This window comes from Kushneria phyllosphaerae (assembly GCF_900312995.1).
GTDB classification, from domain to species: domain Bacteria; phylum Pseudomonadota; class Gammaproteobacteria; order Pseudomonadales; family Halomonadaceae; genus Kushneria; species Kushneria phyllosphaerae.
In genome coordinates this window covers 668,805-680,970 of the sequence record NZ_ONZI01000001.1, presented here as the reverse complement: position 1 = coordinate 680,970, position 12,166 = coordinate 668,805, and the positions used below count along the sequence as shown (strand labels likewise).

General features: G+C 62.5%; 12 protein-coding genes and 1 other RNA gene. 9 read left to right on the top strand and 4 right to left on the bottom strand.

Going from position 1 to position 12,166, the window contains the following annotated elements:
- Nucleotides 1-69 precede the first annotated feature (69 nt).
- From KSP9073_RS02995 to KSP9073_RS02985, 3 genes are all read left to right on the top strand, one after another.
- A complete protein-coding gene (locus KSP9073_RS02995; RefSeq protein WP_108842010.1) occupies nt 70-369 on the top strand; it encodes a cell division protein ZapA in 300 nt (99 codons plus the stop codon).
- Between the two features lie 67 nt (nt 370-436).
- Nucleotides 437-618, top strand: a non-coding RNA gene (ssrS, locus tag KSP9073_RS02990) — 6S RNA.
- Between the two features lie 2 nt (nt 619-620).
- Nucleotides 621-1,379: a 5-formyltetrahydrofolate cyclo-ligase gene (locus KSP9073_RS02985; RefSeq protein WP_108841455.1), complete on the top strand. Its 759-nt coding sequence runs from the start codon at nt 621-623 to the stop codon at nt 1,377-1,379.
- A gap of 435 nt (nt 1,380-1,814) precedes the next feature.
- Here KSP9073_RS02985 and ilvA read toward each other — a convergent pair whose 3' ends face one another.
- Entirely contained in the window at nt 1,815-3,368 is a 1,554-nt protein-coding gene (gene ilvA / locus KSP9073_RS02980; protein ID WP_279310047.1) for a threonine ammonia-lyase, biosynthetic, read from the bottom strand.
- Nucleotides 3,369-3,521: 153 nt separating this feature from the next.
- Between ilvA and rpiA the strand changes: the two genes are divergently transcribed.
- Both rpiA and KSP9073_RS02970 read left to right on the top strand, forming a co-directional pair.
- Nucleotides 3,522-4,208, top strand: a complete 687-nt coding sequence (gene rpiA / locus KSP9073_RS02975; RefSeq protein ID WP_108841453.1) for a ribose-5-phosphate isomerase RpiA — start codon at nt 3,522-3,524, stop codon at nt 4,206-4,208.
- Between the two features lie 282 nt (nt 4,209-4,490).
- A complete protein-coding gene (locus KSP9073_RS02970; RefSeq protein ID WP_108841452.1) occupies nt 4,491-4,826 on the top strand; it encodes a hypothetical protein in 336 nt (111 codons plus the stop codon).
- Here KSP9073_RS02970 and waaA read toward each other — a convergent pair.
- From waaA to KSP9073_RS02955, 3 genes are read right to left on the bottom strand one after another with little or no spacing between them, the layout of a single operon-like run.
- Nucleotides 4,823-6,133 carry a lipid IV(A) 3-deoxy-D-manno-octulosonic acid transferase gene (gene waaA / locus KSP9073_RS02965; protein WP_108841451.1) on the bottom strand — a complete coding sequence of 437 codons (1,311 nt, stop codon included), beginning with the start codon at nt 6,131-6,133 and terminating at the stop codon, nt 4,823-4,825. The genes KSP9073_RS02970 and waaA overlap by 4 nt on opposite strands.
- 7 nt (nt 6,134-6,140) lie before the next feature.
- Nucleotides 6,141-7,592 (bottom strand): bifunctional D-glycero-beta-D-manno-heptose-7-phosphate kinase/D-glycero-beta-D-manno-heptose 1-phosphate adenylyltransferase HldE, encoded by a 1,452-nt coding sequence (gene hldE, locus KSP9073_RS02960; protein WP_108841450.1) that lies wholly within the window; start codon nt 7,590-7,592, stop codon nt 6,141-6,143.
- Nucleotides 7,585-8,688 carry a glycosyltransferase family 9 protein gene (locus KSP9073_RS02955; protein ID WP_108841449.1) on the bottom strand — a complete coding sequence of 368 codons (1,104 nt, stop codon included), beginning with the start codon at nt 8,686-8,688 and terminating at the stop codon, nt 7,585-7,587. Before KSP9073_RS02955 ends, hldE begins: the two co-directional genes overlap by 8 nt.
- On the opposite strand from KSP9073_RS02955, the gene KSP9073_RS02950 reads away from it, so the two are divergent.
- The 4 genes from KSP9073_RS02950 to KSP9073_RS02935 all read left to right on the top strand — a co-directional run bounded on the left by KSP9073_RS02950 (nt 8,687) and on the right by KSP9073_RS02935 (nt 12,120).
- Nucleotides 8,687-9,409 (top strand): 3-deoxy-D-manno-octulosonic acid kinase, encoded by a 723-nt coding sequence (locus KSP9073_RS02950; RefSeq protein ID WP_108841448.1) that lies wholly within the window; start codon nt 8,687-8,689, stop codon nt 9,407-9,409. The two genes, KSP9073_RS02955 and KSP9073_RS02950, sit on opposite strands and share 2 nt — an antisense overlap.
- A 3-nt stretch (nt 9,410-9,412) precedes the next feature.
- Nucleotides 9,413-10,153, top strand: a complete 741-nt coding sequence (locus KSP9073_RS02945) for a DUF3413 domain-containing protein (protein WP_108841447.1) — start codon at nt 9,413-9,415, stop codon at nt 10,151-10,153.
- Nucleotides 10,150-10,959 carry a glycosyltransferase family 2 protein gene (locus KSP9073_RS02940; RefSeq protein ID WP_108841446.1) on the top strand — a complete coding sequence of 270 codons (810 nt, stop codon included), beginning with the start codon at nt 10,150-10,152 and terminating at the stop codon, nt 10,957-10,959. Before KSP9073_RS02945 ends, KSP9073_RS02940 begins: the two co-directional genes overlap by 4 nt.
- A 108-nt stretch (nt 10,960-11,067) precedes the next feature.
- Nucleotides 11,068-12,120, top strand: coding sequence for a glycosyltransferase family 4 protein (locus KSP9073_RS02935; protein ID WP_243409091.1), 1,053 nt, complete (start codon nt 11,068-11,070; stop codon nt 12,118-12,120).
- The last annotated feature ends 46 nt before the right edge of the window (nt 12,121-12,166 follow it).

Here is a 12,166-nt window from a genome sequence, read left to right as displayed (position 1 = left end):
CAGGCCATGAATGGCTGCCCACCATCTTAGCGTAACGGCCAGAGCTTGGCCCATATCGGAAGTGATGTCATGCCGCAAGGTCCTCGTCAGACCGCCGAAATCACCCTGATGGGTCAGAATTTTGTTGTCAGCTGCGCACCCGGCGAAGAGCAGGCGCTGCATGAAGCGGCCCGCTATTTCGACAAGGCCATGGCCGGCATACAGACCCGCGGTCGCACCATCAGCATCGACAAGGTGGCGATGATGGCGGGACTGAACATTACCCATGAGTTGCGCGATGAGACCAAACGTCGCCAGGAGCTTGAAGAAAGGCTTGCCGGACTCGACGCGCGTCTGCAAAAGGCACTGGAACGCAACAACAGGTCCTGATCAGGATCTGCCGAACGCCTGAAGGACAGGGTAGCGCAGCCCCCGGGGATATCTGTTAGAATTGACCTGTTCTCTGGGGTGTTTGCCAGTTGTTATAGTCCCTCGAGCCTATGCGCAGTACCCAGGGGGCCACTATAAGTGGGCCTGTGTGCATGTCCGCGCGACGGAAAGCCTGATGGCCCACTTGCGGTCACCCACCTTGAACCAGTAGGTTCAGGGCCAGAACAACAGCGGCATTCTGGAGAACCCTCATGTCAGTGCGCTGCGCACTTCCCGCGGATCAACCGCGCACTCGCAGACCCCGCGCATTGTCCCTGCGCACCCCTCGCCCCGGGCGACGTTTTTTCTCCCCCCTGCTATCGCGTCATGAGTCCTCGACCCCGGCGCCACTGCCCGCATCCGATGATCGGCAAGCGCTGCGCCGCGAACTGCGCAGGCGACGCCGTGTGCTCGATGATCGAGTCCAGCGTCTGGCCTCGATGGCACTGGTGCGTCAGCTGATGCAGCTGACCTCACTGCGCCGAGCGCGACATGTGGCCCTGTATCTGCCCGAAAACGGCGAGATTGACCCAACGCCACTGGTCGACTGGCTGCATCGACGCGGCACGCAGGTCTATTTGCCGGTATTGCGCCCGCTGGTCGAAAATCGTCTGTGGTTCGTCCACTGGCGTTTTGATACCCGCATGGTGCTCAATCGCTTCAACATTACAGAGCCCGACCTGCGCCAGAGTGGTCATCGCATTCGCCGCCTTGCGCCCTGGGCAATGGATGTCGTGCTGATGCCGCTGGTAGGGTTTGATGATCAGGGCCATCGCCTTGGCATGGGTGGCGGCTTTTACGACCGAACCCTTGCCTTTGCCGGGCGCAAGCATGGTCCGCGCCCAACGCTGATCGGGGTCGCCCACCACTGCCAGCAGGTGGAACGCCTGCCGCATCAGCCGTGGGATGTGAACCTCAACATGATCGTCAGTGACCGACAGGTGCTTCGACCGAGCACAGTGGGTCACTGATTCCCGGAATATCTCGCCTGCCCCGACATAAAAAAACGCATCCCTGTGGATGCGTTTTTTTGATGTTCTTTTTTCCGTGCAGCTCTGCACGGCCTCGTTTTGCTTAACCTCGCGCCGCGCCCTGCAACCGCACTGCCGGCGATCACGTCACGACTAATATCCCATGACGGTCTGGGCATAACCCGTGGCGACAACACCAAAGCCGAGAATAAGTACCAGGGTAAAGACCAGATCGGGTTTACGTCTCATTACTGCTCCGTCACAACAGAAAAACGCACGAGGGAGCGACACGGGAAGGTCGCAGCGGCGCCATCATAGTGGCACCGCTGAATCAGCACAATAACGCACGCCATGACATTACATACTGTTTCATTTTTATGTCGTTGACGCGTGACACTCCGTGTCAGGCGACCTGTTTTTCAGGACACCTGCTATTCAGGACATAAAGAGTCGATAGGCCGGATTGTCGGTTTCATGCCAGTAGCGATAGCCAATCTCGTCAAGGCGCTGCTCGAGCGTGGCGCAGTCTGCTTCCGGGACCTGCATGCCGATCAGCACTCGACCATAGGCGGCGCCGTGGTTGCGATAATGAAACAGTGAAATGTTCCAGCCACCGGGCAAATGGTTCAGAAAGTTCATCAGGGCACCGGGGCGCTCCGGGAACTCGAAGCGATAAAGTCGCTCACTGAAGGGCTCCTGCGGTCGCCCTCCCCCCAGATGGCGGATGTGCAGCTTGGCCAGCTCGTTGTCAGTAAGGTCTTCCACGCTATAGCCGGTTGCCTCGAGCTTTCGAACCACCTCCAGCCGATCCTCGCCACCGGGCTGTACCTGCACGCCGACAAAGATGTGGGCCTGGCCGGCATCGGCGTAACGGTAATTGAACTCGGTGACCATGCGCCGGCCCAGCGCCTTGCAAAACGCCTTGAAGCTGCCGGGTCGCTCGGGGATGGTAACCGCGAGAATCGCCTCGCGCTGTTCGCCCAGCTCGGTACGCTCGGCAATGTGCTGCAACCGATCAAAGTTGAGATTGGCGCCCGAGTTGATCGCAATCAGGGTCTTGTCCCGCACGCCCTCGCGTTGGGCATATTTCTTGAGTCCGGCCAGCGACAACGCCCCGGAAGTCTCCGAGACGGCGCGAGTGTCCTCGAAGATATCCTTGACCGCGGCACACATCTCATCGGTATTGACGGTGATCACTTCATCGACATGATGGCGCAGGATTTCAAACGGCGCCTCGCCAATCTGGGAGACGGCCACACCCTCGGCAAACAGCCCCACCTGATCCAGCGTTACCCGCTCTCCGGCCTCAAGCGCGGCCTTGAGACAGGCAGCGTCTTCGGGTTCCACGCCGATCACCCGGATGTCCGGTCGCAGATACTTGATCCAGGCCGCCATCCCTGCCAGCAGGCCACCGCCGCCGACCGGTGCAAAAACCGCATCAATCGGCCCTTGGTGCTGGCGCAGGATCTCCATGGCCACCGTGCCCTGACCGGCAATCACATCCGGATGATCAAAGGGCGGAATCCAGGTATAACCGTGCTCTTTCATCAGAATCTGTGCGTGCGTGAGGGCATCGTTGAAGGAGTCTCCCTTGAGTACCACCTTTGCCCCCCGGGCACGCACGGCCGACACCTTGATCTCGGGCGTGATACGCGGCATGACAATCGTTGCATGCACGCCCATGCGTTTGGCTGCCAGCGATACCCCCTGAGCATGATTGCCGGCCGAGGCGGTAATCACGCCCTTCGCGCGCTGCTCATCATCAAGCTGCGCCATGCAGTTGTAGGCGCCCCGAATCTTGAAGGAGTAGACCGGCTGTAGATCCTCACGCTTGAGGAGAACGTGGTTGTCCAGACGCCTGGACATCTGCGGCATGTCGGAAAGGGGCGTTTCAACAGCCGCTTCATACACGCGGGCCTGAAGGATTCTCTTGGCGTAGGCTTCCAGCATTCTCATATCCTGGGCAGTGACTTGAGGGCGGTGCTGCAGGGCACCGGGTCACATGACAAGCGCGCCCGATGTTTCACGTGAAACAAAAAACCGGCGGCGGAAAAAGCGCATGTGACAATCGACAGTGCCTGCCGTACTGTCCATGATACGCTTGATGGGCCGCTGTAGAACATCATCAGATTCGGAGACACCATGACATCCCAGGACCAGTCAGAGCTCAAGAAGGCGGTGGCACAGGCAGCCGTACAGGAAATCCGTTCGACCCTGCGCCGCGATACCGTACTGGGTGTGGGGTCGGGCTCGACCGTCAACCTCTTTGTCGAAGCCCTGGCACCGCTTCGCGACGAGTTCGCCGGCGCCGTGGCAAGTTCCACGGAAACCGAACGCCGCCTGAAGGCTGCCGGTATCGAGGTGTTTGATCTTAATCAGGCTGGCACGCTGAGTGTCTATGTCGATGGTGCCGACGAAATCGATAACGATTTCGCCATGATCAAGGGCGGCGGCGCGGCCCTGACCCGGGAAAAGATCGTGGCGGCCTGCGCCAGACAGTTTATCTGCATTGCCGATGGTTCCAAGCTGGTCCGCCAGCTGGGCGGTTTTCCGCTCCCGATCGAGGTCATTCCCATGGCGCGCTCGTATGTGGCGCGTGAAATGGTCAAGCTGGGATTCAGCCCCGTCTATCGTCAGGGCGTCGTGACCGATAATGGCCATCAGATCATTGACCTCTATGATCAGCTTATTGATGACGCGCAGGACCTTGAAACCCGGATCAATCAGATTGCGGGGGTCGTGACCAATGGCCTGTTTGCCCACCGTGGTGCTGACCTGCTCCTGCTGGGCACCGCTGACGGCGTTCAACGGCTGACGCCCTCACCTTAGCAGCCTCAAACCTGCCGCTTCTCACATGCTGCACTGCCTGGCCGTAAGTTACCGAAAACTTACGGCCTATTGCCGTTTAACAACACTTGATCACACTTTAGCCGCAGAATATTACCCTCGTTTATCACTATTATTTGTACGCCATGGCTACGCTGCATTCAACATGGGCTATCCGGCCGGGACATTGAGCGAACCTGTCGTGAATGTGTCATGACATGGCGGACCCTCGGGGCCATCAAGGCGTCTCACCTCAAGCGTGTAACGATAAAAAGAGGGTTTTGCATGCGACAGAGCAATGATCTTTCCTTCAGGTCGAATCCGCCGGCCTCCCTGCATCAGCTGCGCCGCGCGCTGCTGGACGCCCATGACGCGCTGGGCATCGAAGGCGTACGGGTCAGGGGTGCGGACCACTCCCTTTATTTCGAACTGGCCCACAGCGAAACGGTAAGGCCACTGATGAGCGTCTGGTTCAACGTCGAGCGTTATCAGTACACGCTGATGTGTCGCACGTCCATCCTCGACCCCGGCCGCCCCATGAGCGGCAACCGTGCCCGGCTGGCCGAATATCTCAGTCACCACGCCTGGCAGCACGGCTGGCGGCAGGCATCACGCCACTAGCGTCCGCTGCCCGGCGGGCGGTCATCCGCCAGCGGCCATGCCTCGTGTAGCTCGCGAGCCCGGATCAGACGTCCCAGATAGTCCCGGGTATGCCCCAGCGCCCCGCGATTGGCCTCCACCACTGCCAGGGCATTGCGCCCCAGCGTGTCACGGCGCGTCTCGTCGAGCATCAGCGACACCAGCGTCTCCCCCAGCATGCCGGCACTGCTCACTTCGACCCGGGCATTGGCCTCATCCAGCGTGGCCACCACATCGCCTAGGCTCGACAATGAAGGGCCGCTGACCACCGGCAGCCCCATCGCAGCCGGTTCCAGCAGGTTGTGCCCGCCAATGTCGACCAGAGAGCCACCCACAAAGGCAATATCCCCCGCCGCGTAGAGCATCATCAGCTCGCCCATGGTGTCGCCCAGATACACCCGGGCGTCCCGTTCGACGGGCGCGTTTTCACTGCGCCGGACCACTGACATGCCCTGGTCAAGACACAGCTCGGCGACCTCATCAAAGCGCTGCGGATGACGGGGCACCAGTATCAGCAGGGCATCGGGTAAACGCGCCAGCACGCGCTCATGGGCGGCCAGAAGCTGTGACTCCTCCCCCTCATGAGTCGAGCCCGCCACCCAGACCGGGCGATCCCCGATGCGCTCACGCAGCGCGTCAGCCTTGTCGAAAACATTCTCGTCGACGTGCAGGTCGTACTTGAGCGCGCCGGTCACATTGAGCCGCCGGGCCGATACGCCGAGCGCGCGAAAGCGCTTGGCATCCTCGGCGGACTTGGCGCCCACCCAGGCCAGACGGCGGATGGCTTCCCCCATCAGTTTTGAAAAGCGCTGATAGCGGGCAAACCCGCGTTCGGTAATGCGGGCATTAACGATGGTGACCGGGACGCCCGCCATCGCGCAGGCGTAGATCAGATTGGGCCAGATTTCGGTTTCGACAATGATGGCGATTTCAGGCGCCAGTCGCTGCACGAAACGTCGGGTCGCACCGGGGAAATCCAGCGCCACGAAATGGTGCGTCACCAGATCGCCAAACAGCGTCTGCACCTGACGTGCGCCGGTGGCCGTCATGGTGGTCACGACCACCCGGTGTTCGGGATAGTCATCGATCAGCGAGCGAATCAGCGGCCGGGCGGTTATCACCTCCCCCACTGAGGCGGCATGTACCCACAGCACACGCTCTGCCTGATAGGACGGGATGCGCCCCAGCCGCTCGCCGCGAGGATGATCCTGCAGACGTTCACGGCGCAGGCGACGCCAGATCAGTGGAGACAGCGCATATAAAAGGGCCGAGTAGAGACGTCTTCCCACGAGGGCGCTACTCCTGTTCGCCGCGACGCGCACTGCGCGAGACGATCGCGCTGATGGTGCCGGTCGTGGACAACCCTTCTTCAAAGCCCAGCACCCGCACCTCGCCACCGTTGGCCATGACGGCCTCACCGCCGGCGATCTCCTCGATGCGATAGTCACCGCCCTTGACCAGCACATCCGGCAGCACGGTACCAATCAGCTCGGCCGGCGTGTCCTCGCCAAAGGCCACCACCCAGTCCACGGCGCGCAGGCCGGCCAGCACTGCCATGCGGTGTGCCAGCGGCGTGATCGGGCGGCCCTCACCCTTGAGCCGGGTGACCGAGGCATCATCGTTGACGGCCACAATCAGACGATCGCCCTGGGCACGGGCCTGCTCCAGATAGCTGACATGACCGGCATGCAGCAGATCAAAGCAGCCGTTGGTCATGACGATACGCTCTCCACCGACCTGCGCGGCGCGCACGGCAGCCGTCAGCGTATCGACATCGATCACGCCGTGTCCGGCCGCCACGCCGTGATCGGCACTCAGTGCCGCCTCGATCTCGGCCACCGACACCGTGGCGGTACCGGGCTTGGCCACCACCAGCCCGGCGGCCAGATTGGCCATCGCCATGGCATCCGGCAGGCTCTGCCCCGCGGCCAGCGCCAGCCCCAGCACACCAATCACCGTATCGCCGGCGCCGGTCACGTCAAAGACCTCCTGCGCGCGGGTCGGCAGATGCAGCGGCGGATGGCCTGCACGAATCAGCGTCATGCCCCGCTCGCTGCGGGTAATCAAAAGCGCCTCGAGCTCGAGTTCAGCGCGCAACGCTTCCCCGCGCGAGGTCAGCGCTTCCTCGCTGTGGCAGCGCCCGACCACGGTCTCGAACTCGCTTAAATTGGGGGTAATGATGCTTGCGCCCCGATAGCGGTGAAAATCGCTGCCCTTGGGATCGATCAACACCCGCTTGCCGGCGCGGCGGCCGGCCTCGATCAACGCCTGCACCTGCGCCAGCGTCCCCTTGCCGTAATCGGACAGGATCATCAGGTCGGTATCACCGAGCGCCTCGCCGACCTGCGCCATCATGGCGTCGGTATTGACGGCCTCCAGCGAGGACTCGAAATCCAGCCGGATCAGCTGCTGATTGCGACTCATCACCCGCAACTTGGTAATGGTCGGAATCTCGGGACTGCGCTGAAAGCGCGAGACGATTCCGGCGCGGGCCAGCAGCTCATCCAGAATGGCGGCGTTGTCATCACACCCTATCAGCCCGGAGAGCGTGACCTGTGCCTTCAATGCGGCAATGTTGAGCGCCACGTTGGCCGCGCCACCCGGTCGGTCCTCGCTGTCATCGACACGGACCACCGGCACCGGCGCTTCGGGCGAGATGCGCGAGGTCGGACCGTGCCAGTAGCGGTCCAGCATGACGTCACCCACGACCATCACGCGGGCATCGGCCAGCAGGGCAGGATCAAACATCGTGAGAGACTCCCCGGGTCGACTTTTCATGGTCAGCAGTCAATGCCAGCAGCGCATCGAGCCGGTGGATGACATCCTCAAAGGTAATCAGTGACATCGCATCCTCATGGCGTACGCGGGTGCCCCAGACGATCTCGTCCAGAGGCTTGTGCAGATAGGTGGCCACGGCATCGGGATAGCGATTGACGACGTGTTCGCGCCAGCACCAGGGGGCGGCGCGCTCGGGGTTGGTGGTGGCAAAAAGCCCCAGCACCGGGGTGTTCATGGCATTGGCCATGTGGACCGGTCCGGAATCGGGCGCAATCACCATGCGCGCCTCGTCAATAATGGCCAAAAGCCCCTTGAGCGAGGTGCGCCCCAGCAGGTTGACCGGCACGGCCTCGCTGAGCCCGGCGGCGATGCGCTCGCACATTTCGACTTCCTGGGCGCTGGTGCCACCGGTCAGGAAGGTGGTCAGGCCGTGGTGGCGCCAGGCGTGCTCGATCACGGCGGCGTAGCCTTCGGCCGACCAGTTGCGAAAGTTGCGAAGGCGCGGGCTGGCACACGGGCTGATCACCAGCGCCGGTCGACCGGCCAGAAACTGGCGGGCTTCCTCGCGGGCGGCGTCCGGCAACGGGATTCCCCACTCGAGCCGGTCATCGTCAACGCCCAGCTCACGGGCAAAATCCATGAAGGACTCGAGCACGTGCGCTTTCGGATGTGGCGTGAGCTGACGGTTGGTAAACCAGGTCTGCCAGTCCTTGGCACGGGCACGATCGTAGCCCAGACGCACACGGGCCTTGAGCCCCAGCGACAGCACGCTGGCGCGAATGGACTGCTGCATGTGCAACAGCACGTCAAAGGGCGTCTCGCGCAACTCGCGCCAGATGGCGCGCATGCCGGCAAGTCCGGTGGACTTGTCATACACCACGAACTCGACCCCGGGGAGGCCGGCCAGTAAACTGTGCTCCCCCCGACCGATGATCCAGGTGATCCGGGCGTCGGGCCACTGGCGTTGCAACGCCCGAACGGTCGGCACGAGATTGCAGACATCGCCGAGTGCGGATAACCGCAATACACAGATATGCGCGGGTTGCGCGGGCAAAGGATGCTTCATGCGGATGATTACGTCCCGAAAAGCGAATGCGCACATTCTATATGATGCTCAAACGGCCCCACAAACCGGCCAGCCGGCACTGATGCCCGAACAGTTCACCGGCGACTGGTGGCGCTTGCGTCATGCCGTCACCGGTCAGGCGCCCGGACGCGGCGAAAGCCTGTTCGTGCAGGCCGGTGATCAGGCATGGGTGCTGCGGCATTATCGCCGCGGCGGCCTTGTTGCACGTCTAAGCGCCGAGCATTATGTCTGGACAGGGCCTGAGCGCAACCGCGCCTTTCGCGAATGTCGGCTGCTGGCCACGCTTTTTGAGCGCGGACTGCCGGTACCGCAACCGATTGGCGCCTGTGCCTGGCGCAGCGGAGCGCTCTATCAGGCCGCCCTCATCACCCGGCGCATCGAGGGCGCGCAACCGCTGGCCTCGCTGATCCAGGCCCCTGGGGCGGCCACTCGCCATGACGCACTGCTGACGGCGTGTGGTCGCATGATCCGTCGCTTTCATGACGAAGGGCTTGACCATGTTGATCTCAATGCCCGCAATATTCTGATCGATGATCGAGACACGCCCTGGCTGATCGATCTGGACCGTTGCCGACTGCGCAGTGCAGGCCACTGGCAGGCAGGCAATCTTGCACGCCTTGAGCGTTCTCTGGAAAAGTTTGCGCCCGGACAGGCCAAAATCCTCATGGCCCCCATCAACCACGGATACCAATCGAGTTAGATCATGCCTCCTCGTTCAAGTGAAGATTCCCTGCGGTTTCGACTGCGCGCCACGGCCTTTTTTGCCCTCTTTAACCTGATTTTCGTATGGCTGCTGTCGCTACGCTATCTGCCGATCGCCCAGATGCCCCAGGAAGGTCTGGGGATCCTCTGGCTGGTCTGCGCCTGGCTGGGCGGCTTTGGCACTCTGGCCGTGGCGGTCTGGCTGCTGCCGGCACTGCTGTCGCTGTTTTTGAAGCGTCGCATGCTGATCTGGCCATGCGCCGTGCTGGGCACACTGGGGCTTGGCGCGCTGTGGATGGACACCCAGATCTTTAGCGCCGTCGGCGAGCATCTGGTGGATATGTCGGGTGACGACAAGCCAGTGCTGTCCATCATCCAGTGGGCGATCACCGGCGGTGGGGTGGTACTGATCGCACTGGTCGAACTGTGGCTTTCCTGGCGCATCATGGCCCGCGCACGGCGCATCACGTTCCCGGTCTGGAGTCTGGTGCTGCTGATGCCGGCGCTGCTGATCGCAAGCGTGGGTATCGATATTGCTACCGACACCGACCAGACCGCACTCCTTCATTCCAGCGACGCCGACAGCCAGGCCCTGATGGGCGAACCCGCCACGCCGGTGCCCGAAGCCCGTGAAGCCGCCACCCAGCGCGACCGCAATGACGGGCCGGCCATCGATGACAGCGTTGACCCGACCGAACGCGATACCTCCACGCTCCCCGGTGATGGCGAGGAGAGCCCATGACCTCCCAGGCCACCTCACGCACGCCGATCACTGGTGTGGTGATCACGCTCAACGAAGCGGCGAACATCGAGGCCTGTCTGGCCTCGCTGTCGCGCGTGTGCGATGAGCTGATCGTGGTGGATTCCGGTTCCACGGATGAGACCTGCGCGCTCGCCCGGGCCGCGGGCGCGCACGTGATCGAGCAGCCCTATCTGGGCGACGGGCCGCAGAAAAACGTCGGGCCGGGCGCTGCCACGCACCGCTGGGTGCTGTCGCTGGACGCCGATGAGCGTCTGACCGAGCAGGCCGTGAGCGTGGTGCAGGCGCTGTCGCTTTCGACCACCGAGCATGACGGCTTTGCCCTGCGCCGGCGCAATTTTATCGGCTCCCGCTGGGTGAAGCGCTGCGGCTGGTACCCCGATTACTGCATCAGACTCTTTGACCGCGAGCGTACGGGCTTTTCCGACTCGCGCCAGCACTCAAGCGTTCAGGCCAGCGCCCCGTGTGAGCTGGACGCTGATCTGGAGCACTACTCGTTTGCAAATCTTGCCGAGCTTTTCACCAAGGCCGGCGGTCGCTTTTCCACTCGAGCGGCCAAGATCATGTATCTCAAGGGCAAAAAGGTGAACGCCTGCTCACCGTTTATCCACGGTGCCAACGCCTTCATGCGCAAATACCTGTTTCAGCGCGGCTGTCTGGCGGGGCTGGACGGCCTGTCGGTCTCGCTCTCGGCCGCCGTCAACGCCTACCTGAAATACGCCAAGCTTCTGGAGTTTCAGCGTGACCCGCAGGTGCGCGAGCGTGAGGACTTCAACCGGGTCTGGTAATCCCGTGACGGCGTCGATGGCTCCCCCCGCACCGACGTCGACTTTGGCATCATCACTGGCCCTGCTGCCACTTCATGCGCCACCCTTGGCCCATCGATTTCCTTACAGGTGAGTGATCCCTTGCATATCTGTCACGTCAATCTGGCGCGCAACTTTCGCGGCGGCGAGCGCCAGACTCAGCTGCTGATCGAGCAACTGGCCGCCCATGACATTGTCCAGACGCTGGTATGCCGCCAGGATTCCCCCCTGCGTCAGGCCCTGTCCGGCGTTGAAAACCTCGACCTGGTGGCCGCTGATCAGATGTGGGTCGGCCACCGGTGCATGCCCCCGGTGGATCTGATTCACGCCCACGAGGCACGCGCCGTCCACTGGGCCTGGCTGCACGCAAGGCTCAACGGCACGCCCTATATTCTGACCCGTCGCGTGCCGCAGCCCGTCAAGGACAAGTGGTTCAACCGCCAGACCTATCGAGGCGCGGCGACGGCGGTGGCGATCTCCTCACCCATCGAGGCGCATCTCAAGGCGCGCCACTGGTGCCCGGTCACGCGGATTCCCAGCGCCCTGTCGCACTTCACCCGCAATACGACCGTGGTCGAGACGTTGCGTCAGCGCTTTGAAGGCCGCTACGTGGTCGGTCACGTGGGTGCGCTGGTAGATCGTCACAAGGGCCAGAGCCTGATCATCGACACCGCCCGCCGGCTGGCCGATACCCATCCTGACATCGTGTTTCTGCTGCTGGGCAGCGGTGAGGATGAGCAGCGCCTCAAGCGTGAAAGCGAGGGGCTCGACAACGTCATCTGGGAAGGCTTTCAGTCCAACGTGGGCGATTATCTCGCGGCCATGGACCTGTTTGTCTTTCCCTCGCGCAATGAAGGGCTGGGCTCGACGCTGCTGGACGTCATGGACGCCGAGGTGCCGATCATTGCAAGCGATGTTGACGGCATTCCCGATATTGTCATCGACAATGAGAGCGGCGTGCTGATTGCGCCCAGCGACGCCGAGGCGCTGCATGACGCGGTACTGGCCATGAAGGACGACCCCGGTCGTGGCGCGCGTCTGACCCGCGGTGCCTGTCAGCGCCTGGAAGCCTTTACCCCCGAGGCCATGGCCAGCCAGTACCGCACCCTCTATGCGCGGCTGCTCGACACCAGCACGAACTGAGGCGGCGTGCACGCGCCGAACACGCACACCGATGCCTGAACGTGGC

Coding starts and splice junctions, on each gene's coding strand:
- KSP9073_RS02945 (WP_108841447.1), top strand. CDS start 9,413: ATGCCTCCTCGTTCAAGTGAAGATTCCCTGCGGTTTCGACTGCGCGCC.
- KSP9073_RS02940 (WP_108841446.1), top strand. CDS start 10,150: ATGACCTCCCAGGCCACCTCACGCACGCCGATCACTGGTGTGGTGATC.
- KSP9073_RS02970 (WP_108841452.1), top strand. CDS start 4,491: ATGCGACAGAGCAATGATCTTTCCTTCAGGTCGAATCCGCCGGCCTCC.
- rpiA (WP_108841453.1), top strand. CDS start 3,522: ATGACATCCCAGGACCAGTCAGAGCTCAAGAAGGCGGTGGCACAGGCA.
- KSP9073_RS02955 (WP_108841449.1), bottom strand. CDS start 8,688: ATGAAGCATCCTTTGCCCGCGCAACCCGCGCATATCTGTGTATTGCGG.
- KSP9073_RS02985 (WP_108841455.1), top strand. CDS start 621: ATGTCAGTGCGCTGCGCACTTCCCGCGGATCAACCGCGCACTCGCAGA.
- hldE (WP_108841450.1), bottom strand. CDS start 7,592: ATGTTTGATCCTGCCCTGCTGGCCGATGCCCGCGTGATGGTCGTGGGT.
- KSP9073_RS02950 (WP_108841448.1), top strand. CDS start 8,687: ATGCGGATGATTACGTCCCGAAAAGCGAATGCGCACATTCTATATGAT.
- KSP9073_RS02995 (WP_108842010.1), top strand. CDS start 70: ATGCCGCAAGGTCCTCGTCAGACCGCCGAAATCACCCTGATGGGTCAG.